The 26,973-nt window shown below is 29.8% G+C and carries 19 protein-coding genes; 3 read left to right on the top strand and 16 right to left on the bottom strand.

Annotated features, from left to right (window positions below; translation table 11 throughout):
- Positions 1-486: 486 nt before the first annotated feature.
- The 9 genes from DIC82_07395 to DIC82_07355 all read right to left on the bottom strand — a co-directional run bounded on the left by DIC82_07395 (position 487) and on the right by DIC82_07355 (position 12,318).
- Complete coding sequence (locus DIC82_07395) at positions 487-1,707, bottom strand: ABC transporter permease (GenBank protein ID AWK50849.1); 1,221 nt, start codon at positions 1,705-1,707, stop codon at positions 487-489.
- Positions 1,704-3,257, bottom strand: coding sequence for an ABC transporter ATP-binding protein (locus tag DIC82_07390; GenBank protein ID AWK50848.1), 1,554 nt, complete (start codon positions 3,255-3,257; stop codon positions 1,704-1,706). Before DIC82_07390 ends, DIC82_07395 begins: the two co-directional genes overlap by 4 nt.
- A gap of 68 nt (positions 3,258-3,325) precedes the next feature.
- Positions 3,326-4,462 (bottom strand): sugar ABC transporter substrate-binding protein, encoded by a 1,137-nt coding sequence (locus DIC82_07385; protein ID AWK50847.1) that lies wholly within the window; start codon positions 4,460-4,462, stop codon positions 3,326-3,328.
- A 196-nt stretch (positions 4,463-4,658) separates the two neighbouring features.
- Complete coding sequence (locus tag DIC82_07380; GenBank protein AWK50846.1) at positions 4,659-4,931, bottom strand: hypothetical protein; 273 nt, start codon at positions 4,929-4,931, stop codon at positions 4,659-4,661.
- 605 nt (positions 4,932-5,536) lie between these two features.
- Positions 5,537-7,144 carry an ATPase gene (locus DIC82_07375; protein AWK50845.1) on the bottom strand — a complete coding sequence of 536 codons (1,608 nt, stop codon included), beginning with the start codon at positions 7,142-7,144 and terminating at the stop codon, positions 5,537-5,539.
- A 179-nt stretch (positions 7,145-7,323) separates the two neighbouring features.
- On the bottom strand, positions 7,324-9,315 hold the full coding sequence (gene tkt, locus DIC82_07370) for a transketolase (GenBank protein AWK50844.1): 1,992 nt from the start codon (positions 9,313-9,315) through the stop codon (positions 7,324-7,326).
- Between the two features lie 90 nt (positions 9,316-9,405).
- Complete coding sequence (gene fsa / locus DIC82_07365; protein AWK50843.1) at positions 9,406-10,062, bottom strand: fructose-6-phosphate aldolase; 657 nt, start codon at positions 10,060-10,062, stop codon at positions 9,406-9,408.
- A gap of 198 nt (positions 10,063-10,260) precedes the next feature.
- Positions 10,261-10,947 carry an L-ribulose-5-phosphate 4-epimerase gene (gene araD, locus DIC82_07360; protein ID AWK50842.1) on the bottom strand — a complete coding sequence of 229 codons (687 nt, stop codon included), beginning with the start codon at positions 10,945-10,947 and terminating at the stop codon, positions 10,261-10,263.
- 297 nt (positions 10,948-11,244) lie between these two features.
- Positions 11,245-12,318 (bottom strand): GntR family transcriptional regulator, encoded by a 1,074-nt coding sequence (locus tag DIC82_07355; protein AWK50841.1) that lies wholly within the window; start codon positions 12,316-12,318, stop codon positions 11,245-11,247.
- A gap of 413 nt (positions 12,319-12,731) precedes the next feature.
- Here DIC82_07355 and DIC82_07350 point away from each other — a divergent pair, with 413 nt between their 5' ends.
- The gene (locus tag DIC82_07350) at positions 12,732-14,198 is read left to right on the top strand and encodes an L-arabinose isomerase (protein ID AWK50840.1); all 1,467 of its coding nucleotides are present in this window, start codon (positions 12,732-12,734) and stop codon (positions 14,196-14,198) included.
- A gap of 265 nt (positions 14,199-14,463) precedes the next feature.
- Here DIC82_07350 and DIC82_07345 read toward each other — a convergent pair whose 3' ends face one another.
- The 7 genes from DIC82_07345 to DIC82_07315 all read right to left on the bottom strand — a co-directional run bounded on the left by DIC82_07345 (position 14,464) and on the right by DIC82_07315 (position 23,616).
- Entirely contained in the window at positions 14,464-16,227 is a 1,764-nt protein-coding gene (locus DIC82_07345) for a histidine kinase (GenBank protein ID AWK50839.1), read from the bottom strand.
- A 164-nt stretch (positions 16,228-16,391) separates the two neighbouring features.
- A complete protein-coding gene (locus tag DIC82_07340; protein AWK50838.1) occupies positions 16,392-17,402 on the bottom strand; it encodes a sugar ABC transporter permease YjfF in 1,011 nt (336 codons plus the stop codon).
- A complete protein-coding gene (locus DIC82_07335) occupies positions 17,399-18,439 on the bottom strand; it encodes a sugar ABC transporter permease (protein ID AWK50837.1) in 1,041 nt (346 codons plus the stop codon). Before DIC82_07335 ends, DIC82_07340 begins: the two co-directional genes overlap by 4 nt.
- A 1-nt stretch (position 18,440) precedes the next feature.
- Entirely contained in the window at positions 18,441-19,958 is a 1,518-nt protein-coding gene (locus tag DIC82_07330) for a sugar ABC transporter ATP-binding protein (GenBank protein ID AWK50836.1), read from the bottom strand.
- Between the two features lie 361 nt (positions 19,959-20,319).
- Positions 20,320-21,330, bottom strand: a complete 1,011-nt coding sequence (locus DIC82_07325; GenBank protein ID AWK50835.1) for a LacI family transcriptional regulator — start codon at positions 21,328-21,330, stop codon at positions 20,320-20,322.
- 140 nt (positions 21,331-21,470) lie between these two features.
- On the bottom strand, positions 21,471-22,412 hold the full coding sequence (locus DIC82_07320; GenBank protein AWK50834.1) for a LacI family transcriptional regulator: 942 nt from the start codon (positions 22,410-22,412) through the stop codon (positions 21,471-21,473).
- A gap of 1 nt (position 22,413) precedes the next feature.
- On the bottom strand, positions 22,414-23,616 hold the full coding sequence (locus DIC82_07315) for a DNA-binding response regulator (protein ID AWK50833.1): 1,203 nt from the start codon (positions 23,614-23,616) through the stop codon (positions 22,414-22,416).
- 325 nt (positions 23,617-23,941) lie between these two features.
- On the opposite strand from DIC82_07315, the gene DIC82_07310 reads away from it, so the two are divergent.
- Positions 23,942-25,639: a methyl-accepting chemotaxis protein gene (locus DIC82_07310; GenBank protein AWK50832.1), complete on the top strand. Its 1,698-nt coding sequence runs from the start codon at positions 23,942-23,944 to the stop codon at positions 25,637-25,639.
- Positions 25,640-25,904: 265 nt separating this feature from the next.
- Positions 25,905-26,960, top strand: coding sequence for a galactose-1-epimerase (locus DIC82_07305; protein AWK50831.1), 1,056 nt, complete (start codon positions 25,905-25,907; stop codon positions 26,958-26,960).
- Positions 26,961-26,973: the final 13 nt, after the last annotated feature.

The following is a 26,973-nucleotide window of genomic DNA, read 5'->3' as shown; positions in this document are numbered from 1 at the left end:
GTTTTATATATCTTCCTTGTTGGATTTGTCCTCAAAGTCAGATTATCTTATTATTTTAACATAATTTTAATCCTGTAGCAAAGCTTTTACCTTTTATGTTAACCACTAAATTGTGTATTATTTTTTATTATTAATATCTGTTTTTCTTATATTAACAACTCTTGAAAAACAACCGTAAAAATATTACTTAATATCTATTTTTAATATTACTCCATTTGATATTTTATATAAAAATAAAAGCCAGTTTTGCACTTTCATTGAAATGATTTGTTGCAAAACTTGCTTTCATTTTTATTTATTATTTTATACACACTATTCTCTTTTAATTTATACATAATTAATTTTATTATTTACTAATAGATATATTTAATGAAATTACTCAAAACATTTTTTAAGGGAAACTCGACTCACATGCGTTCGCTGAGTAAGTGACTCACACAAGATCATAGGTTTGCTTCCCTACTTATGTAGAGTACTAATTAAACATTATTTCTTTTTCTTTGAATATAAATCAAATACTACTGCAAATAGTAATACGAATCCTTTAATAGCTTGTTGCCAGTTATTATCAACTCCCATTAAAGACATACCATTGTTAAGAACTCCCAATACTAGTCCACCAACAACTGCTCCCATAATTCTTCCAGTACCACCTGCTGTAGATGCACCACCTATGTAACAGGCTGCTAAAGCATCTAATTCAAAGTTAACACCGGCTTTAGGTTGGGCTGAGTTAACACGAGCTGCATAAGCAAGTCCTGCTACTGCTGCTAATAGTCCCATATTTACAAATACTAAAAATGTAGTTTTATCAACCTTTACACCTGATAGTGCCGCTGCCTTTTTATTACCACCAACTGCATATACTTGTCTACCAAATACTGTTTTAGTTGTAACAAATGAATAAATTGCTATTATTATTCCTGCGATTACTAATATATTAGGTATTCCTTTATAAGATCCTAATACAAACGTTGCAGCAATAATTACTATAACTATAGCAGCATTTTTAGCCATAAACGATGTCTTATTTTCAACAGTAAAATTGTATTTTTGAAGTTTATTTCTACTTTGTATATTTTTCAATACCATAACTACTGCTAATATAATACCAATAATTATTGATGATCCAACTAAATAACCCGAACCCATTTGCACATAAAATAATGGTGGTACAAATCCTGATCCTAGATTAGCAAATGATGTTGGAAATGGTGCAATTGTCTTACCATTTAATATTATCATTGTAAATCCTCTAAAGATTAATTGACCAGCTAAAGTTACTACAAAGCCAGGAATTAATTTATAGGCAATCCAATATCCTTGAATAGCTCCAACAGCCATACCTATTAAAAGTGATATAATAACAGACATTACAGGGTCCATTCCTCGGTTAACCATAACAACCCCTGCTACAGCTCCAATAAAGGCACAAACAGAACCAACTGCAAGATCAACAGTACCAACAATAACTACCAGTAGCATACCTACCGCAAGAATAAGTACATATCCATTTTGTTGAATTAAATTTGTTATATTAAGTGGTTTTAACATAATTCCTTTAGTCAAAATTTGAAATATAGCTACTACTGCTAACAATGCAATAAACATACCGTTTTCCGTCATAAATTTACTTAATGAACTCTTTTCAACTTTTTTATGTTCTTGTTGATCATTATTTTTTTTTATAATTTTTTCCTCACTCATTTTACTGCCTCCTCGTTTTTTGCTGCAACTATTTTACTCATAATAATTTCTTGAGTAGCATCTTTTCCATCTAGTTCTCCTATCATTTTCCCTTCATTCATAACATAAATTCTATCGCTTATTCCAAGAACTTCTGGTAATTCAGAAGAAATTACAATAACAGCTTTTCCTTGAGCCACTAAATCATTTATAATTGTATATATTTCATATTTTGCTCCAACGTCAATTCCTCTGGTAGGTTCATCAAGTATTAATATGTCTGGTTCTGCATAAATCCATCTTGAAAGTATTACTTTTTGTTGATTACCTCCACTTAAGTTTCCTGTAATTTGTAATATGCTTGGAGTTTTTATTTTCATTGATTTCCTAAATTCTTCTGATGCTAAAATTTCAACTTGTTCATTTATAACACCTTTATTAGAAATTTTATTTAATGAAGCAATTGTAATATTATGACGTATATCATCAATTAAATTTAACCCTGCTTCCTTTCTATCTTCAGTTACATAAGCAATACCTGCATCAATTGCATCTTTAACTGTTTTTATATGAATTTCTTTACCATCTTTTATAAGAGTTCCAGAAATTTTTTCTCCGTATGTTCTTCCGAAAATACTCATTGCAAGTTCAGTTCTTCCTGCGCCCATAAGTCCAGCAATTCCAAGAACTTCACCTTTCCTTACATTTATATTTACATTATGAACCATTCTTCTATCAGGATAATCTGGATGATAAACATTCCAATTTTTCACTTCAAATAGTATATCTCCTATTTTAGGAGTTCTCTTTGGATAACGATCTGTAAGTTCACGACCTACCATCCCTTTAACAATTCTATCTTCTGGGACTTTCCCACCGGATGCATCTAAAGTTTCAATAGTTGCTCCATCACGCAATATAGTTATAGAATCACAAACTTTTGAAACTTCATTTAATTTATGTGAAATCAAAATAGATGTAATTCCTTGTTCTTTCAACTCTAACATTAAATCCAATAAATGCTCACTATCATCATCATTTAATGATGCTGTTGGTTCATCTAGAATTAATAATTTTACGTTCTTTGATAATGCTTTAGCAATTTCAATTAATTGTTGTTTACCAACACTAAGTGTATTGACAACAGTATCTGGATCTTCATTCAATCCAACTTTTTCAAGTAATTCCTTAGTTCTAATTTTTACCTCATGCCAGTTAATAACTCCATATTTTGCAACTTCATTTCCAATAAAAATATTTTCTGCTATGCTAAGATAAGGACTCAAAGCTAACTCTTGATGTATAATAACTATTCCATCAGCTTCACTATCTTTTACACTTTTATATTTACAAGCTTTCCCATTATATAAAATAGCGCCTTCATATGTCCCATAAGGATATATTCCACTTAGAACTTTCATTAATGTAGATTTACCTGCTCCATTTTCTCCACAAAGAGAATGAATTTCTCCGGACTGTACTTGTAGATTAACATTATCTAAGGCTTTTACCCCTGGAAATGTTTTTGTTATATTTATCATTTCAAGAATAATATCATTATTATTCACCATATGTTACGCCCCTCCTTATTTCAATTATAGTGGCAATAAGTTGCCACTATAATTGCTATAATATAATTCTATTTAGAAAGATCTGCTTCTTTTATATATCCTGAATCAACTAAAACTGCCTTATAATTAGTTTTGTCTACTGAAACTGGAGTACATAGATAAGATGGTACAACTTTTACGCCATTGTTATAAGTTTTCTCATCATTAACTTCTGCTTTTTGTCCTTTTAAAACTGCATCAACTGTCTTAACAGCTTGAGCTGATAGCATTCTTGTATCTTTAAATATTGTTTGTGTTTGTTCACCAGCAATAATAGATTTAACTGTTGCAGTTTCTGCATCTTGTCCTGTAATTACTGGCCATGGAAGATCAGCAGATCCATAACCAACACTTCTTAATGCTTCTACAATACCACGGCTTAATCCATCAAAAGATGAAAATACTGCATCAACTTTTTTACCAGCTGAGTAATTAGCTGTTAATAAATTTTCCATTCTTGCTTGTGCTAAAGCACCATCCCATCTTAATGTACAAACTTCATCAAATGAAGTTTGTCCTGAAACTACATTTAATTTTTTAGAATCTATATAAGGTTTAAGTACACTCATTGCACCATCGTATAACATGTGTGCATTGTTATCATCCGGAGAACCTGCAAATAATTCTATATTGAATGACTTACTTGCATTTTTTAGATCTAATGATTTTTCAATGTATTGACCAACTTGAACCCCTACAAGAGTATTATCAAAAGAAATATAATAGTCTACATTTTCAGTATTTTTAATCAAACGGTCATAAGCAATAACAGGAATTCCTGCATCCTTCGCTTTTTGACAAACATCAGTTAAAGATTCACCATCAATATTAGCAATTACTAAAGCACTTACACCTTTTGTGATTAAGTTTTCAGCTTGTGATACTTGAGTTTCTACAACATCTTCTGCATATTGCAAATCTGTAGAATATCCAAGGTCTTTTAATGCTTTTACCATATCATCTCCATCTTTTATCCAACGTTCAGAAGATTTAGTTGGCATAAGAATACCAATAGTTTTTCCATCAGCCTTTGTTTCTTTTGAGTCTGAACTAGAACTACTCTTCTCGTCTGTTGCACCCCCTGGAGCAGTAGTTGAAACCCCACATCCTACTAATGATCCTAGAAGTGTCATTGATACTAACATTGCCATTAATTTCTTTTTCATAATTATTTCTCCCTTCAATCTCCATATATATTTTTTTAATTTATATTTTCTTCTAATCTATTTAATCGTTATCACTTATGATAAATTAAAATATACTAAAAGGTAATATACTAACTTAATAAATACAGTTACAACTTTGCATTATGTATCTCTTATTTCGAACCAGATTTTTTCTTTACTGATTACAAATTTATTCCTATTTATAGAAATTATATGAAAGTTCCAAAATAACTAATACAGCCATAATATTGGCATATTTACTACTAACATTAAACTTATACTCTGTATTCTTTTTCTTATATATCGTCGGGATAGCTACACCCAAAACTATGCATATTCCAAATATCAATAACATCCCGAAGGAAGTAGTAAGAAAACCTATATCTATCATAATGAAATATAGTAATAAGCAAGGCGCTATTAAATAGTATAATAATTTGTTACATAAAGTAATGTACTTTTCATTCATTAAACTTCTCTCCAATCTTAATAGATATTATTATTTTATATTGAATTGATACTCTTCTCATAATTTAAATATGAAAAATTGTAATATATACTCTTTATATATGTATCTTGTAAGTACAGCAATATTTTCTTGCTTTCTCACTGGATTAAAGACTTCCGTTTCACCTTTCTTTACATATTCAGTCTGCTTGTCCAAATTAAATACTTGTTTTATCATTCTCAGTTACTTACATCTAATTAAAGCATTCCATAAATTCTTAATAATTATAACTTTATAAAATGGTACTTGTTAATAAGTTGTACGTACTTGATGTTTTTATTATATATCGTTTTCATTATTATATCAATAGTTTTTCATTTTTTTATTTAATAAATAACTATAATCTATTAATATTTTTTTTATTTTAATATCGTATGTACAATATCATTGTATTATCCCTATCATGTACATACATCTAAAATTCATTTGTATTTATGAAATTTCATAATAAACTAACTACTCTTTTTAAATCACCATTAGTTGACAATCACAAAAGGAGCTTCGCTTATGATTAAAACTTAAATCATTTTGCGACAACTCCTTCATAAGTGTATTATATTAAATATTTATTTGAGATTATCTACTGCTGCTCTTTCAATAGCAAGTCCTTTAGTGTAACGTTTCATAAATTCGTTAAAACCTTCAACATCCTTACTATCAGGATCTATCTTTGTACCCATTTTTCCTATAAATACTTTATTTGTAAGATAGTCTTGTAATGTTTCATTTGACCCTTTGTTTAGCATATAAGACGCAAGTAATGCAATACCCCATGATCCGCCTTCTCCAGCAGTTTCCATAACAGAAACTGGAGCATCAATAGCAGCAGCCATAATTTTTTGTCCTACATCTTTAGTCTTAAATAAGCCACCGTGACCTAAGATTTCATCTAGTTGAACTCCTTCTTTTTTAAGAAGAATATCTAAACCAGTTTTTAGTGCACCTAATGATGTGAATAAATTAACACGCATAAAATTAGCTAGGTTGAATTTGCTTTCTGGTGAACGCACAAACAATGGACGTCCTTCTTCAAAATTAGTTATATGTTCACCTGAGAAATAATTATAAGCTAATAAGCCTCCACAATCTGCATCTCCTTCAAGTGCCTTGTTATATAAAGTTGCAAATAACTTATTCATGTCAACTTCTACACCCATTGCTTCTGCAAATTCTTTAAATAATCCAACCCATGCATTTAGGTCTGAAGTACAGTTATTGCAGTGAACCATAGCTACTAAGTTACCAGTAGGTGTTGTAACTAAATCGATTTCTTCATATGCTTTTGACAATTCATTTTCAAGTACAATCATTGCAAAAACAGATGTTCCAGCAGAAACATTACCAGTACGCTTTGCTACGCTGTTAGTTGCGACCATGCCTGTTCCTGCATCGCCTTCTGGAGGGCAAAGTGGAATACCTGGTTTTAACTGTCCTGTGACATCTAAAAGCTTTACTCCTTCTTCAGTAAGAACACCAGCCTTTTCACCGGCTAATAAAACCTTTGGAAAAATATTTTCAAGTTTCCATGAAAAATTTTTAGAAGCAATCAATTCATCAAACTGCTGAATCATATGTGAATTATAGTTCTTCGTATTTATATCAATAGGGAACATTCCCGATGCTTCACCAATTCCTATAACCTTTTGTCCTGTTAATTTCCAATGTAGGTATCCTTCTAAGGTTGTTTGGAAATTAATATCAGCTACATGTTCTTCCTGATTTAATATAGCCTGATAAAGATGAGCAATGCTCCATCTTTGAGGAATATGGTAATTAAACAGTTTTGTCAATTCTTCTGAAGCCTTTTCAGTAATAGTGTTTCGCCATGTACGGAATGGTACTAAAAGTTCTCCCTCTTTGTTGAAGGCCATATAGCCATGCATCATGGCACTAAATCCGATTGCTCCTATATTTTGAAGAGTTACTCCATATTTTTGTTTAACATCCTCAGCCATATTCTTATAACTGTCTTGTACACCAGTCCAAATGTCATCTAAGCTGTAAGTCCATATATTGTTAATATATTTATTCTCCCAATCATGGCTACCAGAAGCGATAGGTGCATTATCTTCATCAATCAGAACTGCTTTAATTCGAGTTGAACCAAGTTCAATGCCAAGTACTGTTTTACCATTGATGATGGCATTTTTTATATCATTAATTTCTATACTCATAAAAAAACCTCCATTATATATCTATTGATTTCATTTAAACCATTTAAGAAAATGTACTCTATAAAGTACACTTTCTTTTATTTTTGTTAAAACTACATAATTACTATTTTACACACATCTATACATATATTTTTTATATTTAACTACTTATTATATTTATTAGGTATATATTGTTATAATTATTTGTTAACTACCTTCATGGCCTTATCAACAACATTTTCTACAGTAAATCCAAATTGTTTAAATAATGTATTTGCATTTCCTGATGCTCCGAAAGTATCTAGTGAAATAACATCTCCATCTAGACCTACATATTTATGCCATCCAAATGATGTTAATGCTTCAACAGCAACTCTTGCTCTCACTTTATTTGGCATAACCGATTCTTTATAAGCTTCATCTTGTGCTTCGAATAACTCGAATGATGGCATACTTATAACTCTTGCATCTATTCCTTTAGTAGCTAATTCGTCAGCTGCTTTAAATATTAATTCAACTTCTGAACCTGATGCCATAAGAAGTACATCTGGAGTTTCCTTTTTAGAATCTTTAAGTATATATCCACCCTTTAATGCTCTCTTAGGACATCCATCATATAGTGGTAATTTTTGTCTTGTTAATACCAATGATGTTGGTGTAGTTCCATTAGTTACAGCATAATACCAAGCTGCTGCTGTTTCTTTTGAGTCAGCTGGTCTAAATACCGTCATGTTTGGCATACTTCTAAGTGCTGATAATTGTTCTATTGGTTGATGTGTTGGACCATCTTCTCCCACTCCAATACTATCATGTGTTAAAACGTAAGCTATTGGAAGATTCATAAGACTTGATAGTCTCATAGCACCCTTCATGTAGTCACTGAATACGAAGAATGTTGAACAGAATACTTTAAGTCCACCATGTACATACATACCATTAACTATAGCTGCCATTGCATGTTCTCTTACTCCAAAATGAAGATTTTGTCCGCTTCTGTCAGTATCTGAGAAGTCTCCCTTGCCAGCCATATAAGTTTTATTTGAAGGAGCTAAATCTGCTGATCCTCCTATTAAATTAGGAATTAATTTAGCTAATCTATTTATCATTATTCCCGAAGATTCTCTTGTAGCCATTTCTTTATCAAAGCTCCAGAATTCTTCATTATTTAATAATGCTTCCTTATCAACTTCATCGCTAAACCATTGATCGTATTCTTTTGCTAATTCTGGATATTCTTTTTTATATTCTTTAAATAATTTGTTCCAAGCTTCTTCTTTTGAAACGCCTTCTTCTATATGTTCATTCATATTTGTATATACTTCATCTGGCACATAAAATGCTGGTTCTGTCTTCCAACCTAAGTTTTCTTTCATAGCTTTTACATTTTCAGTTCCCAATGGTTCCCCATGTGCTGATGCTTTTCCTTGTTTTGCGGGGCATCCGAAACCAATTTGGTTTTTAACTATTATAATTGAAGGTTTTAAAGTTTCTGCTTTAGCTTCTTCAATAGCAGCTTCTATTGCATCTATATCATTTCCATCAGCAATGTTTAATACTTGCCAGCCATAAGCTTCATATCTCTTAGCTACATCTTCTCTAAATGCTATATCAGTACTTCCTTCAATTGAAATATTATTTGAATCATATAATACAACTAATTTTCCAAGACCTAAAGTTCCAGCTAGTGATGATGCTTCTCCTGAGATTCCTTCCATAAGACAACCATCTCCACAGATTGCATATGTATAGTGTTCAACTACACTATAGTTCTCTTTATTAAACTTTTCTGCAAGATGTGCTTCTGCCATTGCCATTCCTACGGCATTACATATACCTTGTCCAAGTGGTCCTGTTGTAATTTCAACACCTTGAGTATGACCATACTCTGGATGTCCTGGTGTTAAACTACCTACTTGTCTGAAATTTTTTATATCTTCAACTGTTACACCATATCCAAATAAATGTAATAATGAATATTCAAGCATTGAACCATGTCCTGCTGACAATACAAATCTATCTCTATTTTCCCAATAAGGGTTTTTTCCACTATGATTCATCTTTGTCCATAGTGTAAATGCCATACTAGCTGCGCCAAGCGGAAGTCCCGGATGTCCAGATTGTGATTTTTCAATTGCATCTGCTGAAAGCACCCTTATTGCATTAATAGATAACTTATCTAACTCTCTACTCATTTTTTTCCTCACTTTACATTACTAATTTTATAAATTACATTCTAAATATATTAATCTTCAGAAAAGCTGCAAGCTTTTCCTACTTAACTGTTAATTGTTAACTGACCCAAACGCTGCCGCCCAATCTGCCTTAAACTTTTCTAATCCTTGATCTGTTAACGGATGTTTTATCATTTGTAGAACTAAGCTATATGGTATTGTTGAAATATCTGCTCCAGCTTGTGCTGCTTGAATAACATGAATTGGATTTCTTACACTAGCTGCGATTATTTCTGTTTCTATTCCATGAATTGCAAATATATCTGCAATATTTCTAACAAGTTCCATTCCATCCATTGAAATATCATCTATTCTTCCTAAGAATGGACTTACATATGTTGCTCCTGCATTAGCAGCAAGTAATGCTTGTGTTACTGAAAAAATTAAAGTTACATTTGTTTTAATTCCTTCTTTAGATAGAACCTTAGTTGCCTTAAGTCCTTCTGCTGTCATTGGAATTTTTACAATCATATTCTTATGAATTGCTGCAATTTCTCTTCCTTCTTTAATCATTCCTTGAGCATCTTCACTTATAACTTCTCCACTTATTGGTCCATCTACTATTTCTGTTATTTCTTTTATTACTTCATTAAAGTCTCTACCTTCTTTTGCAACTAATGATGGATTTGTAGTTACACCACATATTACTCCCATTTCATTTGCTTCTTTTATATGTTCTATGTTTGCTGTGTCTAAAAAAAATCTCATTTTCTCAACATCTCCTCATTAATTTAGTTAACAATTGACAATTAACAGTTAATAATTTAGGATGAACCTCAAAGAGAAAGGTCTGATAACCAAATACAAGATTTGGATTATCACTTTTCCCTAATGGAATTTCTAAATTTATATATTTTTCGAAAAGCTATAAGCTTTTTTCCCTCAATTGTCAATTGTACATTGATTTTATTGTCCATAATATGCATTTGCACCATGTTTTCTAAGATAGTGTTTATCTAAAAGATGTTGTTTAACACCTTTTACATTATTATTTAAAGTGATTGTTTTATATGCCATTTCAGCCACCTTATCTAATACTACTGCATTATAAACTGCTGAATTAGCATCTTTTCCCCAAGCAAATGGTCCGTGATTTTTAACTACAATAGCAGGAATTTCTAATGGATTTTTATCTCCAATTGTTTCTACTATTACATTTCCTGTTTCTTTTTCATATTCTCCACTAATTTCTTGATCAGTTAAGTCACGAGTGCATGGAATATCTCCATAGAAATAATCTGCATGAGTTGTTCCAAAAGCTGGTATAGACATTCCTGCTTGAGCAAAAGTTGTTGCCCATTCTGAATGAGTATGAACAACTCCTCCAATACTTGGATAAGTGTTATACATAACTAAATGAGTTGCGGTATCAGTTGAAGGTTTATATTTTCCTTCAATTATATTTCCATCTAAGTCTATAACTACCATGTCTTCTGCTTTCATAGTGTCATAATCAACACCACTTGGTTTTATTACTACTAGGCCTGTTTCTCTATCAATTTCGCTTACATTTCCCCATGTATAAATTACAAGTCCTTTTCTTTGTAGTTCCATATTTGCTTCATAAACTTTTTTCTTTAATTTTTCTAACATAATATCCTCCTTAATTCAATTAAGAGTTAATGCCCTTTATTGGTATCCCCTGTGGGCAATGTATAGTTAACAACTAATGATAAAACCACTACGTGGTTTCTATTAAATGGTCTTATATATGCTTTAAAAAGTTCTCTATTGTGCTTCGCACTTTTTTAGCTGTGTATATCTTTAAAATTTACACATACCCTCTTGTTGTATGTTTGTACGTACAACAATATGCATAATAATATATTAAAATTCATCTTTGCTTCAAGCATTTTAAAATTTAAATTACTGTGAAACAAAGATAAAATATTAAACTCTAGAACATGAATCTCTAACAATAAGCTCAGCATTATATGTATATTGAGGTTTATCTATTCTTCCTTCAATCATATCAATAATACATTTTGCTGCTTTTATCCCCATTTCTTCCTTTGGATGTTTTATTGTTGTAAGCTTAACATCTGATGAAACTGCTAAGCTAGAATCATCAAAACTTACAATTGATAAATCTCTAGGTATTTTTATACCTTCTTTTCTACAATTGTCTATTACTCTTAAAGCAACTTTATCATTATAGCAGACAATTGCTGTTGGTTTATTTTCAAGACTTAATATCTTTTTTGTAAATTGATTTATGTACATTTCTTCATTATCAGTTATATATTCTCCTACTATATTTTTATCAAAACTCAAATCGTATTCTTTAAGAGCTTTTATATAACCTTTTCTACGTTTTTCACCTTGTAAATCATCTGCTTTAAATATTGCAGCAATATTCTTATGACCAAGTTCTAACAAATAATTTGTTAGTTTATATCCACCTTGTTCATCATCCACTATAATGAAAGCAGAGTTTTCTTCATCACAATTAGCATTTATTGCAATATATTTTATGTTATTCTTTTCTAATTTTTTTATGCTTTCATGGTGTAAATTATTTATAGTACTTTGTGCTGGTTCTACTATTAGCCCCGCTATATCTTGATTTATAATATTTTCAAAACAAATTCTTTCATTTTCAATATCATTATTACTATTAAATAGCAATAAATTATATCCCTTTTTTCTAAGTTCCTCTTCTATACCTGCTATAATTTTAGGAAAAATATAATCTGATATATACGTTGTAAGTACCGCAACATTCTTCTTAATTTCATTTGTTTTTTTATTAGAGTAAAAACTTCCTTTTCCTCTTTCTTTATATATCCACCCCTCTTGTACTAAATAACTAAGTGCCTGTCTTACTGTATGCCTGCTTACATTAAATAGAGTGGCTATTTCATGCTCAGAAGCTAATTGTTCTCCTGATGAAACCTTATTCTCTTCTACAAGATTTATATAATATTTTTCAATAATTTCGTGTTTTGTTTCAGATTCTTTCATTATTTATCAACTACTTCCATTCAAATAGAGTATGCACTACTTTTCTTAAAATATTAAATTTCAGAAGTTGTACGCACTTGATGATTTGATTATATATCCATTTTATTATTATATCAATAGTTTTTACGAATTATTTATTTAATTAAATTGAAACATCTCACCATATCGCATGTTTTTACTAATACATTGTACAACACAGTGTTTACTCAAATCATAAATATAAATCCATCTTAATATTTTCTCTATTTTTCTTTTATTTTATAAAAAAATTATCAATAATTTTTTCGCTTTCCTCTTGTATGTACAATACTATTATATTATAATATACTTGTACATACATCTAAGTTTGTTTGTATTTATGAAAATGTATATTAAAATCTAATAAATATTTTATTATGTAGGAGGAATTTTAAATGATAAAGTTAAAAAATTATGAATTTTGGTTTGTTACAGGAAGTCAACCTCTTTACGGTCCTGAAGTAATAGATCAAGTGTCCGATAACACTAAAAAAATTGTTGAAGGGTTAAATTCTAAAGCTCTACCGTATAAAATTATATTTAAAACAGTTGCTACTAATTCTGATTCAATTAGAAAAGTATGTAATGATGCTAATATTTCTGAAAATTGCGCTGGTATAATCACTTGGATGCATACATTCTCACCAGCTAAGATGTGGATTCATGGTTTAACAGAACTTAGAAAACCATTACTTCACCTTCATACTCAATTTAATAAAGAAATTCCTTGGGGAACAATTGATATGGACTTCATGAATTTAAACCAAGCAGCTCATGGAGATAGAGAATTTGGATATATCGGAGCTAGACTTGATATAGCTCGTAAAATAGTAGTTGGTCACTGGACAGATGATTCTGTTGCTGCTGATATAGCTAAATGGATGGCTCCTGCTGTTGCTGTTACTGAAGGACGTAGCATTAAAGTTGCTCGTTTTGGAGACAACATGAGAGATGTTGCTGTTACTGATGGTGATAGAATTGAAGCTGAAATTAAATTTGGTTGGACTATAGATTACTATGGCGTTGGAGACTTGGTTAACTCAATGGCTAATGTTACTGAAAGTCAAATTGATGAGCTTATGGCTGAATATGCTTCATTATACGATATAGATCCTAAAGCTCCAGTAGATTCTATTCGTGAGCAAGCAAAAATTGAAATTGGTATAAGAACTTTCTTAGATGCAAAAGGATATACAGCTTTCACAACTAACTTCCAAGCGCTTCATGGATTGAAACAACTTCCAGGACTTGCTGCTCAACATTTAATGGCTGAGGGTTATGGATTTGGTGCTGAAGGAGATTGGAAAACTGCTGCACTCCTTAGAGCTATGAAAATCATGGCTGAAGGAAAAGGTACAGGCTTAATGGAAGATTATACTTACAACCTTGATTCTGAAAATGGATTAATTCTTGGCGCACATATGCTTGAAATTTGTCCAACACTTGCTGCAACAAAACCAGTTATTGAAGTACATCCACTTGGAATTGGAGATAAAGAAGATCCTGCTCGTTTAGTATTTAAAGGAGCTTCAGGTCCTGCTGTTGCTGCTTCATTAATAGATATGGGTAATAGATTCCGTCTGATTGTTAACAGTGTTGATGCTGTTGAAGTAACTGAAGATATGCCTAACTTACCAGTAGCAAGCGTTCTTTGGAAACCACAACCATCATTAAAAGAAGGTGCTAAAGCATGGATTATTGCTGGCGGTGCTCACCATACTAGTTTCTCTTTCATAGTTGATGAAGAACAATTAGTAGATTGGGCTGATATGGTTGGTGTCGAATGCGTATTAATTAATAATGATACTAAACTTTCAACTTTCAAAAATGAATTAAAATTTGCTAGCGTTGCTTGGAAATAAGTTAAAATCTTCCCCTAGTTATTTTATTTCATAAAAATTCAAAAACAAACTTCATTCACTTTGTTTGTTTGTTTGTTTGTTGAGTAAGTTCGATTAACAAAATGTAAAATATTATTGTTCTAAAACGGATACCCCCCCGTTAATAATATTATTTTTATTATATTTTCCCAATTAGTAAAAGACAAAGTCTGCTTTCAGACTTTGTCCTTTTTATTCTTTAGGAATTAACTTTAGGTATAATAGAAAAGTATTCATTTAATATACCTTATTCAATTATAGGATGCCTTAACTCTACAATAGTTCCTTCCCCATAAACACTCTTATATTTTAGTCCATATTCTTCACCATACATAAGTCGTATTCTTTCATTTACATTAAAAATTCCATATCCCATTTCTGTTCTTTTTTCACTACTATTTATAAGCATTCTATTTATTTTATCTAATGCTTCCGCTTCTATTCCTTTTCCATTATCCTTTATAATAAAGCATAATAAATTGCCTTCAATCTTGCCTATTATTGAAATCTTTCCATTTCCTCTTTTCTCTTTAATGCCATGATAAATTGCATTTTCTACTAATGGCTGCAATATTAATTTTATTAATTTGTAATCAAACATGTTTTCGTCAAAATCAATTTCATAATCTAACTTGTCTTCATATCTTATTTTCTGTATGGTTAAATAACTTTGTACATGATTTAATTCTTCTTTTACACTTATTATTTCTTTTCCTTTACTTAAACTGATTCTAAGCAAATTAGTAAATGCCTCTATTATTTCCACTATATCCTGTTCATTGTGTTCTTCTGCCATCCATCTTATTGTATCTAATGTGTTATACATAAAATGTGGTTTAATTTGAGCTTGAAGTACATTCATCTCAGCAATTCTTTTATTTTTCTCCTCTATTTGTACCAAGTTTATAAGATTATTAATTTCCTTTACCATTGTGTTAAATGAACTTCCAAGTTCACCTATTTCATCACTATATTTAGTATTAAAAGATACTGTCAAATCTCCTTCTTGAGCTTTTTTCATTAACTTTTTCAATTTTTGAATTGGCTTTACTATAGATTTTGTAAAAATCACAACTAACCCTTCTGCAATTATTAGCGCTATAATACCAAGAACTAAAGAATAATATTTTATATATTTTATTACACGTAGCCCTTCACTTTCCGGGAATACACCCATTGTTTCCCATCCTGTATATTTTGATGAAATCTTGGTTAATTGGTAATTGTCTCCGTTTATATTTTTTATTATTATTTCATTATTAATATTTTCTATCCACTCATTTTTAATTCTATAAACTATATTATTAACAGGAGTATATACTATATTTTTATTACTATCTATAATATATATGAACCCGGCTGTTCCTGGTTTTGAATTTTCGATAAAACTTTTTATGACATCCAATTTTATATCAATAAGTATTACGCCTTTTATTTCTTTGGTATTATAATCTATCACTGCCTTGGACATTGAAAAAACTTCATCAGCAGAATAACGAAATATATTATCAATATTTCTTCCTATTGGTTTGGTAAATAAATGTATTTTGTCTGGCTCATTATATGATTTTGAATACCAATCTTCATACACTAATGAATCTCTTGATACCTTGTTCATAACATCACTTATATATCCACCGTTAGTGTTTACAATCATTATTCCAGCTATTTCTGGATTGAACTCAATGAAATTATATATTGGCTTATAAGCATCATCTTCTATATCATTGCTTTTCAGCTTATTATCATTAAAAAACTTTAATATTCTTGGATCAGTAGACATATAATTAATTATATTTTCAGTGTTATTTACATAAGACTCCATACTATTATTTATTTGCTTTATTATCTGATTTGTATTTTCATTTTGTGAATGATTTATAGAATCCTTATATAGTAAATTTCCTAAAGTAGTTATTGTAATTGTTACTGCTAAAATTACTACAAAAAAATATAATATAAGCTTATAACCAATACTTTTATTCATAAAATGTATTTTTATATTATTCAAATCATCCACTCCAATCCATGCATATATATTATATTCCTTATATAAAACAAAGTGTAGAGTTTTAAATCATTATAAACTCTACACTTTGTTTTTCTGCACATGAAATACAATAACAGCTTAGTGTTTTTGTTTGTTTTATTTCATATACCCTTATAGATATTTTATTAACTTATTGGTATTTGAACTTTTCGTTTCTCATCCCTAATAACAATTATTCTTTGTAATACTATAAATATAAATAATAACATTCCAACAGCTATCTTAGTCCACCAAGAATTTAGTGTTCCATCGAACATTATAAGACTTTGTATAATTCCTGTTGTTAGCACCCCAAATAATGGTCCTATAATATATCCATAACCTCCAGTTAAAAGTATACCTCCTATTACGCAAGCTGCTATTGCATCCATTTCCATTCCATTGCAGTGGAGACCATATCCTGAAAGTGTATATATTGTAAACAATAATCCACCTAATGCTGAACAAAATCCTGAGAATGTATATACAAGTATTTTTGTTCTTTCTACTGGTAATCCCATTAGTTTAGCTGAATTTTCATTACCACCAACAGCATATATTGTTCTACCAAACTTTGTGAACTTAAGCATATAAGCTGCTCCAATTACAACTACTAAGCTTACTACCACATTAATTGATATAAATGCTCCTGGTATTATTGGTATTCTAAATGATGAGATTTTAGTAAATACAGGATTATCAATAGTAATTGTATCTATGCTTATAATATAGCTTGATCCCCTTGCAAAGAACATACCTGCGAGAGTTACTATCCACGGATGTAATTTAAATTTTTGAATTAAGAATCCTTGAACTGTTCCAAAAATTATTCCCACCGCAAGCACTATTATCATTACTAAAAATGGATTTACTCCTTTTTGTAATAAACTTGCAGTTATCATGCTTACAAGAGCTATCATAGCACCTACTGAAAGATCTATTCCACCAGTTAATATTGCTACTGCTTCTCCAATTGCAACTACTATCAAATATGCATTGTCTATAAATAAATTTGTAAATACTTGTGGTGATAAAAATCCTTTGTACAAAACTGATCCTATTAAAAATAATCCAATAAATAATGAGATTGTAGCATAAATTGCAATATAATCTTTATTTATTTTAAGTAATCTTCTCTTCTCTATGGATTTATTCATGCACCAATCACCTCTTTTTCTTTTAAAGTGGACTTATGTGTCTTGTTTATATTTAGCATTTTTCTTAATTCAGGAGATTGAATTATGCATACAACTATAACAACTATAGCCTTAACCACTAATGTGATTTCTGGTGCAACTCCTAAACTATAAATTGTTGTTGTTAATGTTTGAATAAATAAAGCGCCTACCACAGTACCTCCGAGATAAAATCTTCCTCCAGACATAGAAGTTCCTCCTATAACTGTTGCAAGTATTGCATCAAGTTCTAGCCATAATCCTACGTTATTAGCATCTGCACTTTTTATATTAGAGCATAGAATTATACCTGCTATACCTGCAAGCATTCCGCATATAATATAAAGCGAAAATACAACTTTTTTAGATTGAATGCCTGCAAATTCACATGAGTTACTGTTAACACCTATAGATTCTATAAACAATCCGAGTGCCGTTCTTCTTATTAATATATACATAGTAAATGCAGCTATAAGTGCAATAAATATTGCTACTGGAAGTAGCATATATCCAGTTCCTATAAATATAAAATCTTTATTAGTAAAAGTTAATATTTGGCCTCCAGTTATGAGTTGGGCAATTCCCCTACCTACTATATACAAAATTAATGTTCCAACCATGGGTTGAACTCCAATATAAGAAACCAAGAATCCATTCCATACTCCACATAATATTCCACTAAATACACCTATTAATATAGCTAGTGGCACAGAACCACCATCAACTATGACAGTTGCAGATAATGCTGCACTTATTGCTATTATAGAACCCACTGAAATATCAATTCCTTGAGTTGCAATAACAAGTGTCATTCCTATAGATATAAGGATAAGAGGTGCTGCACGGTTTAATATATCTATTGTGTTTCCAAATAAATGTCCATCTTTCATAGTTATACTTAAAAAACTTGGTGTCATAATAAAATTAACTAAAAGTAAAACTATCAAGCTTGTTACTGGCCAAAATATTTTTACACTATAAAATTTTCGAAAAATATTTTTGTCTTTTTTATTTTCCATATTAATTTGCACCTCCTGCTATAGTCTTCATTATGTTCGATTCTTCAATTTCATCTCCAGCTAATTCCCCTATAATATTTCTATCTCTGAGTACTATTACTCTATCACAGCACTTAACAACTTCTGAAAGTTCTGAAGAAATAAATAAAATTGTCATACCTTGCTTAGCTAATGCTAATATTAATTCCATTATTTCTCCCTTTGCTCCAATATCTATTCCTCTTGTTGGTTCATCTAAAATCAAAATCTTTGGCTCTGTTGCAAGCCATCTAGCTAAAATTACTTTTTGTTGATTACCACCACTTAAATTACTTATTTTTTGTTCCATACTAGGAGTTTTAATTTTAAGTAAATCTATATATTTTTGTGCTATTTCTTGTTGTTTTTTCATTGATAAATATTTAAATATACCCTTGTTTGCTTGTAAGGCTAATATTATATTCTCTCTTATTGTTAAATCTCCAACTATTCCCTCCACTTTTCTATCTTCTGGACAAAATCCAAGTCCCTCTTCAATTGCTTTTTGAGGATATATATATGAATACTTCTTTCCATTTATCGTTATATTTCCACTAGTTGATTTATCTATCCCAAATATTGCTCTTGCACATTCACTTCTACCTGATCCAAGAAGTCCTGCAAAGCCAAGAATTTCTCCTTTTTTAATCTCCATATTAAATGAATTTATTGTTCCAACTCTACCAAAATTATTTATTGTTATTAAATTTCCTCTTTTTATATCATTGCTTTCTTTCTTTATTCTTGTACTCTTTTCTATTTCACCATAATCTTTACCTATCATTTTAGAAACCAAATCAATTTTAGAAAGTTTGTCAGCATCATATGTTCCAACTAATTCTCCATTTCTAAGGACTGTAATCTTATCTGAAACTTCATATACTTGTTCTAAAAAGTGAGTAACGAATATTATTGACATTCCTTCTTCTCTAAATTTTCTCATAATTTTAAATAATTGTTTAACTTCATTATCATCTAAGCTAGATGTTGGTTCATCAAGAATTAATATCCCTTTTGAAATATCTACAGCACGTGCAATTGCTACCATTTGTTGTACTGCTACTGAATAATTATTTAATGCTTTTTTTACATCTATTTTTAAATTCAACCTCTCTTGTAGTAATTTTGTTGCATTCTCATTTATTTTTTTCCAATCAATGCTTCCATTTTTTATAGGCTCACGACCAATATATATATTTTCAGCAACTGTTAAATTGGAACATAAATTAACTTCTTGATAAACAGTACTTATTCCATAGCTTTGAGCTTCTTGTGTACATGAAATTTTTATTTCTTTTCCTCTAAGTATAATTGTTCCTTCATTTATCTCATAAACACCTGTAAGTACCTTTATTAAAGTTGATTTTCCAGCTCCGTTTTCTCCCATAAGCGCATGGATTTCTCCCTTCTCAAGAGTAAAATCAACATTTGAAAGAGCTCTAACCCCCGGAAAAGTTTTACTTATACCTTTCATTTCTAAAACTATATTAGAATCGCCCATTTATATCCCTCCTCTTATTTTATATGTACGTACTACTATCTTCTAAAATTGTGCTTATGTTTTAAATGCATATCCACAACTGGAAATAAAGGGTATTCTTTTGTGCAGTATTACATCTGAGAATTTGGCTGTAGGCATTTCTTCATTAGAAGTTTTTCCATTTATGTTTGTCCTGAACTTACCTCAGAAGTAAGCATAAATAGTGCAACTTATGATGTTAAGTGAGAATCCAAATTTCACATTTGATTATTCAAAATTACTAAGTGAACAAAGTAAATCGAATTTCATTTTCCCACAACCTAATTCTCAGTAACCGGAACAAAAGAGTTCCCTTTATTTTTTGTTAGTTATATTAATAAGTCTAGTATTTTCTATTAGGTAATTCAGCAGCGGCATCTTTTTGTAAGAATTGGCTTTCTTTAGACTTTATAGATTTCTCTACTTCTTTACCATCTAATATATCTTTAGAAACTTCTAATAATTGAGGTCCAAGCAATGGATTACATTCAATGATTGCATTTGATTTACCAGCAGCCATTAATTCGAACATATCTTTAATACCATCAACTGAAACTATAAATATATCTTTTCCTGGTTTTTTGCCGTATTCTTCTATGGCTTGAACAGCTCCAACTGCCATATCATCATTATGAGCCCATAATACATTTATCTTGTCTCCATCTGATTTTAAGAAAGCTTCCATAACTTCTTTACCTTTTGCACGAGTAAAATCACCAGTTTGTGATTTTATAATTTTATAGTTAGGACAATCTTTTATTGCATCATTAAATCCTTGTTGTCTTCCAACCATAGCAGTTGATCCAACAGTTCCTTGAAGTTCTGCTATGTTAAGTGTAGCATCTTTACCAAACTGATCTATTATTACTTGAGCTGCTTTTTTACCTTCTTCAACCATGTCTGAACCTAAGAAAGCTTTGTAAAGTGATTCATCTGAAACTGTTACTTTTCTATCAACAATTACTACTGGGATTTTAGCATCCTTAGCTTCTTTTAAAACTGTATCCCATCCTGTTTCAACAACTGGATCTAACGCTATTATATCTACCTTTTGTGCAATAAATGATCTTATTGCTTTTATTTGATTTTCTTGCTTTTGTTGACCATCAGAGAACTTTAAGTCAAAATTAGGATCCAAAGTTGGAATTGTTTTTATAGAATCAGTTTCTGCCGTTCTCCAACCACTTTCTGCACCAACTTGTGCAAATCCTATTACCTTTTTAGCTGATGAGCTACCACTTGCTGTTGATCCTGCTGAACTTGAAGTTGCTGTGGTTGAACTCCCACACCCTGCAAGCATACCTACACATAAAATTGTGCTTGCCATTAATGCAACCATTTTTTTTAATTTCATAATTAATTCCCCCTACATTTATGATTTCGTTTTCATATATTCATTATATAACCTCAATCCTAAATTGTATTTGTACTAATCAGCACTTTTGTACACTTTTTGTTAATATTACTATAATTTACATAAATATATATTTTATTCTAGTTATTCAAACTTTCTTTAGTAATCTTATTACATTCCAATATTACTTTTTTAGGAATTTCCTCTTTTTTATTTAGTATTTTAAGAGCATACTCTACGGCTTCTTTTCCGCCTGTTTCACAAGTAAAAGTTCCTTGCAGTATACCATTCCTAACCAATTCTCTTCCACCGTCACGACCTTCAAGCCCATCAATTCCTATTATTTTAACATTGTTAGATTTTGTTACTAATTTAGCATAATATGCACCTAACGCCATATAATCACTATGAGCAAATATTATATCTATATCAGTATCTTCTTTTAATATTGCTTCTATTTTATCTTGTGCTTCATTTTTTTGCCAATTTGCTACAATAGTTCTATCAATAGTAATGTTTCTATACTTACTAATTGAATCTTTAAATTCACTCGTTATTTCTTCATCTGAACTTGAATTAAGCATTCCTTGTACTTCTATAACCTTTGCATTATTGTTTCCTGCTAATTCTGCTACTAATTCACCAGCTTGCACTCCTATAGATTTAGTATCTGAACCTATATATAATGTATAATCATATCCTTCCACTGCCCTATCTAGTATTATAACTGGTATGGATTCATATGCCTTTTTTACTATTCCCGTTAATTGTTTAGAATCGTTTATTGATACTATTAACAAATCTGATCCAAAATTAATTAAATCCTGTATATCTTTTTTTTGTTTTTCCACATCTCCGCCTGCATCTTTATAAATTACCTTTACATTACTATGCTTTTTTGCTTCTTCTTCTACTTCCTTATTCATAACAATTCTCCACGGCTCATAAAGATTAGATTGAGACATTCCAATTATGAATATATCGTTTTCATTAGAGCTTGTCTTATAGAAATAAATTGCTACAGTCATTGATAAAATTGTAATGATTCCAATTATATATACTATATTATTTTTAATCTTCATCTTACTTCCCTCTCTTATATTCTGTAGGAGAAAAACCAACAACTCGTTTAAAAGCTCTACAGAAATAATGTTGATTACTATACCCCACTAATTCAGCAACATCATAAATCTTAATTGTAGGATCCTCCATAATATACATAGCTTTTTTTATTCTTATATTGGTTAAATACTCAATAAATGATAAGCCTGTTTCTTTCTTTAATAACTTACTTAAATACGAAGATGTTACTTCCAATTTATCTGAAACATCATTTATATTTAACTCATTTGAATAATAATTTTCTTCTATATATTTAATTGTCAATAATGCCATTGGACTACATTTCTTTTTTTCATTTACATTATTTTTTATTGTTAAGTAAACATCTTTTATCTTTAAAATTCCACTTGATACATTTGCTTGTTCAATTATTACATTACACTTTAAATATTTAGATATTTCTACTTCCAATTGATTCCCAAGAGTAATCCACTCAAGCATATCATCTATTTTACTCACTAATATAACATTTTTCTTATCATCAGCAAAAATAAATTTTACATTTGATTCCTTAAACTTATCATTTAGTAAATTAGCAATTGCAAATTCTAATAATTCTGTATTCCATTTCTTATCTATTATTTCAATATTTAATTTATCTACAATTTTTATAACTATAATGCCTATGTTCTTTCCGAAATCAATATTGAAAAATTCCATTTCTCTTAATACTTCATCATCACTTAATTTGTTATTTAGCCATTCACTAAAAAAAGTCTTTTTTAATGCATCTATATTTTCAGTCACTTGTTTATTTATCCATTGTAAGTAATTGTTTTCTCTTTCAATTTCATTAAGTTTATAAATTGCTTTCGTTATTATCTCTTCCATACTCTTTTTATTTACAGGTTTTAAAATATAATCAAATACATTAAATTTCAAAGCCTTTTGTGCATATGAAAAATCATCATACCCACTTATTATAATTACAATACTCTTATTATTAATCTCTTTTAATCTTTGTAAAAGGTTTAGTCCGTTTAAAAATGGCATATTTATATCTAATAGAATAATATCGGGAGTTTTTTCTTGAATTATCTCCAATGCAAGTTCCCCATCTTCAGCCTCTCCTACTATATCAATATTAAATTCATTCCAGTTTAATATATTTTCAATTCCTCTTCTAATTTTCGGTTCATCATCAGCAATAACTAATTTCCACATAAGAAACCTCCATTTTTCTGTATTACCTAACTATATAGCAAACATTTTATTATTTCTATTTTTTTACTTTACCTAATAATATCTATATTAGATATATATTTATATTATTTCAATATATTTTGGAAATTTATTATAAATAGTTGTATGCACAATACTAATATACTATAATATACTTGTGCATACATCCCCATCAATCTAGCTTATGTAAATGTATACTTAACGAAATAAATGATTTTTTCATTAAATTGGGATGTGTTCATAATTTCAATAGAAAAAATGGATTGTTTATCTAAATCACTTAATTGTTAAAGGAGTAGAGTTAAATATGTATAATAAATTAAAAGAACTGATGAGAAATTATTCCATACACACTAAATTAAAAAGAACATTTTCATCTATACTTGGATTAACACTTTTTCTCATGATAGTTGTAATCTGTGTTTTACTCTTTATATCTTCAAGAACAAATTCATTATATGATGGACCATATAAAGTTTCTCAAAATATATCTGATATTAGAGTTAACCTACAGACAATAAAGATGAATATGTATAGAGCTATTGCTGAGACGGATTTAGAAATCAGAATGGTATATTTAGAACAAGCTGATACTGAATCTATAGCTCTTACAGATAATATAGAAATTCTAAAAGAAACATTTAAAGAAAACCCATCATTATTAAATGAATTTTTATCAAATGTAAAAAATTCTGAAGAGAAAAGAGAAAAATTACGTAATTTACTTAAATCACCTGTCAATCCATCAGTACTTAAAGTAAGTCAAGATACTTATTCTTCCCAAATTAAAACTGCTCAAGATTCTATACTTAAGCTTTTTGAAGTATCCCAAGAAAGTGCCAAATCTTTTGTTAATAGCTCGAACATATATAAAAATATATCCCTTGTACTTATTATTCTTATTACGATTATTTTAATAGCAATATCACTCTTATTAAGTAAATTGTTAGAAGACGTATTGCTTGAAGGCATCCGCCATATTAAATATATAGCAAAAAACCTATCTTCCGGAAATCTTAAGATAGATTCTAAATATAATTCAAAAGATGAAATGGGTGAGATGTCAAATGATTTGACCAATTCTATAAACATGTTAGTTTCTTATATTAATGATATAACTACTACTTTAGAGAAATTAGCAAGCGGTCACTTAGATATACACTTAAATAAATCAATAGAATACATAGGTGATTTTACTCCTATACAAAATTCACTTGAAAATATTATTGATTCCTTAAATACTATTTTCCTTAATATGCATCAATCAATTTCTTCAATTTCTAATGGTTCAGAGCAGATATCTTTGACTACTCAAATGCTCTCTGAGGGTTCTTCAGATCAAGCTGGCTCTGTAGAAGAACTTTTAGCAAGTTTTACTGAAATACTAGATCAAGTTAAAAAAAATACTGAAAATGCTGAGAAAGCTAATGAATTTTCAAACAATACTAAACAAATTGTTGTGGATGGTAATAATAAAATGCAAAAATTAATGGATTCTATGAAAGAAATAACTATTTCTTCAAAACAAATTGCTGTCATTATAAGTACAATAGAAGACATAGCTTCTCAAACAAATCTTTTAGCATTAAATGCAGCTATAGAAGCTGCTAGAGCTGGTGAAGCTGGCAAAGGTTTTGCAGTAGTTGCCGATGAAGTTAGAAATCTTGCTGAACAATCTGGTACCGCAGTAAAAAATACTACAATAATTATAGGAAATTCTTTGTCTGCTGTAACTAACGGAGAAAATTTAGCTAAAGAAACAGCAGCTTCATTAGATATTATAGTAAAAAATGTCGAGGATACAGCAACTTTAGTAAAAGAAATAACTATAGCATCTGAAAATCAGACTGAAGCTATAAGTCAAGTAACTGCCGGAGTTGAGCAAATTTCCCAAGTAGTTCAAATGAACTCAGCAACGGCAGAAGAATTAGCTGCATCTACCGAAGAATTAGTTTCTCAAACCCAACTCATAGAAACAGAAATTGCAAAATATTCATTAAAATAATAGTTCATCTTAGAAAACATTCTATGCTTAATATCTTTTCCTTTTTATAATCTAACTTTTATGAAATATTATCATATGACTAAAATAATTGCTTGTACAAATTTCTTGTATTATAATATGTTTGTGCATACGTATACAATAATGTTTATCCTATGTAAATGTATGCTAAAACAAATGATTGTTTTAGACGTATTTATAAAAATAATAGACTAGTAAGTTTGTCTATTGATTCATGCGTCTTATTAAATTTGGAGGTGTTCATATAATGGCAATAGAAAAAAAACTTTTTGGTACAATGTCTAATGGAAAAGAGGTCTATATTTATACATTAAAAAATTCTAACGGAATGGAAACAGGAATTTGTACTTATGGTGGTGCAATTGTTTCATCAATTGTTGCTGATAAAAATGGTAAATTTCATGATGTAATACTTGGATATGATAATTTAGAAGGCTATTTAAAAGGAGATAAATTTTTCGGAGCTTTAATAGGACGTTTTGGCAATAGAATTCAGTATGGTAAGTTTACTCTTAACGGTCAAGAATATAACTTAGTACAAAATGATGGTGAAAATCATCTTCATGGTGGAACACAAGGTTTTGATAAAGTAGTATGGGATGCAAAAATAATCGAAAGTTCACCTAATACATTAGAACTTTCTTATTTTAGTCCACATGGTGAAGAAGGATACCCTGGAAATCTTAATATTAAAGTCACTTATGTGCTTACTGAAGATAACGCCTTGGAAATAAGTTACTTCGCAACTACTGATAAAGATACAATTGTAAATCTTACAAATCATGCTTATTTTAATTTGTCAGGTCATTCTTCTGGTGATGTTCTTAATCATAAATTAATGATTAATGCAGACAAATTTACTGTAAATGATAAATATTCAATCCCTACTGGAGAAATTAAGGAAGTAAATGGTACTCCTATGGATTTCAGAACATTAACTCCTATTGGAAAAAATATAAATAGTGACTATGATCAAATTATTTTCGGAAAAGGATATGACCATAATTGGGTATTAAATACTAATGGTTCTGATAAATTGAAAGCAGCTCAAGCAATTGACGAAAATACAGGTATAGTAATGGATGTTTATACAACTACCCCTGGTATTCAATTTTATAGCGGAAACTTTCTTGATGGATCTGATATTTGTAAAAATAAAGCCATTTATAACATTAGAAATGGCTTTTGTCTTGAAACTCAGTACTTCCCTAATTCTATAAATTGTAGTAATTTTGAATCTCCGATTCTTAGGGTTGGAGAAGAATATAAACATAAAACAATTTATAAGTTCTCTATACTATAAGACTTAAAATATC

It is taken from the genome of Clostridium beijerinckii, from assembly GCA_003129525.1.
Lineage (GTDB): Bacteria > Bacillota > Clostridia > Clostridiales > Clostridiaceae > Clostridium > Clostridium beijerinckii_D.
This window is presented reverse-complemented; position numbering and strand designations above follow the sequence as displayed.

What these genes read in the sequence shown, in the direction of transcription:
- DIC82_07340 (AWK50838.1), bottom strand. Translation starts at nt 17,402, where the DNA reads ATGAATAAATCCATAGAGAAGAGAAGATTACTTAAAATAAATAAAGAT.
- DIC82_07325 (AWK50835.1), bottom strand. Translation starts at nt 21,330, where the DNA reads ATGAAATTAAAAAAAATGGTTGCATTAATGGCAAGCACAATTTTATGT.
- DIC82_07335 (AWK50837.1), bottom strand. Translation starts at nt 18,439, where the DNA reads ATGGAAAATAAAAAAGACAAAAATATTTTTCGAAAATTTTATAGTGTA.
- DIC82_07330 (AWK50836.1), bottom strand. Translation starts at nt 19,958, where the DNA reads ATGGGCGATTCTAATATAGTTTTAGAAATGAAAGGTATAAGTAAAACT.
- DIC82_07315 (AWK50833.1), bottom strand. Translation starts at nt 23,616, where the DNA reads ATGTGGAAATTAGTTATTGCTGATGATGAACCGAAAATTAGAAGAGGA.
- DIC82_07385 (AWK50847.1), bottom strand. Translation starts at nt 4,462, where the DNA reads ATGAAAAAGAAATTAATGGCAATGTTAGTATCAATGACACTTCTAGGA.
- DIC82_07320 (AWK50834.1), bottom strand. Translation starts at nt 22,412, where the DNA reads ATGAAGATTAAAAATAATATAGTATATATAATTGGAATCATTACAATT.
- fsa (AWK50843.1), bottom strand. Translation starts at nt 10,062, where the DNA reads ATGAGATTTTTTTTAGACACAGCAAACATAGAACATATAAAAGAAGCA.
- DIC82_07305 (AWK50831.1), top strand. Translation starts at nt 25,905, where the DNA reads ATGGCAATAGAAAAAAAACTTTTTGGTACAATGTCTAATGGAAAAGAG.
- DIC82_07350 (AWK50840.1), top strand. Translation starts at nt 12,732, where the DNA reads ATGATAAAGTTAAAAAATTATGAATTTTGGTTTGTTACAGGAAGTCAA.
- DIC82_07310 (AWK50832.1), top strand. Translation starts at nt 23,942, where the DNA reads ATGTATAATAAATTAAAAGAACTGATGAGAAATTATTCCATACACACT.
- DIC82_07380 (AWK50846.1), bottom strand. Translation starts at nt 4,931, where the DNA reads ATGAATGAAAAGTACATTACTTTATGTAACAAATTATTATACTATTTA.
- DIC82_07390 (AWK50848.1), bottom strand. Translation starts at nt 3,257, where the DNA reads ATGGTGAATAATAATGATATTATTCTTGAAATGATAAATATAACAAAA.
- tkt (AWK50844.1), bottom strand. Translation starts at nt 9,315, where the DNA reads ATGAGTAGAGAGTTAGATAAGTTATCTATTAATGCAATAAGGGTGCTT.
- araD (AWK50842.1), bottom strand. Translation starts at nt 10,947, where the DNA reads ATGTTAGAAAAATTAAAGAAAAAAGTTTATGAAGCAAATATGGAACTA.
- DIC82_07355 (AWK50841.1), bottom strand. Translation starts at nt 12,318, where the DNA reads ATGAAAGAATCTGAAACAAAACACGAAATTATTGAAAAATATTATATA.
- DIC82_07375 (AWK50845.1), bottom strand. Translation starts at nt 7,144, where the DNA reads ATGAGTATAGAAATTAATGATATAAAAAATGCCATCATCAATGGTAAA.
- DIC82_07395 (AWK50849.1), bottom strand. Translation starts at nt 1,707, where the DNA reads ATGAGTGAGGAAAAAATTATAAAAAAAAATAATGATCAACAAGAACAT.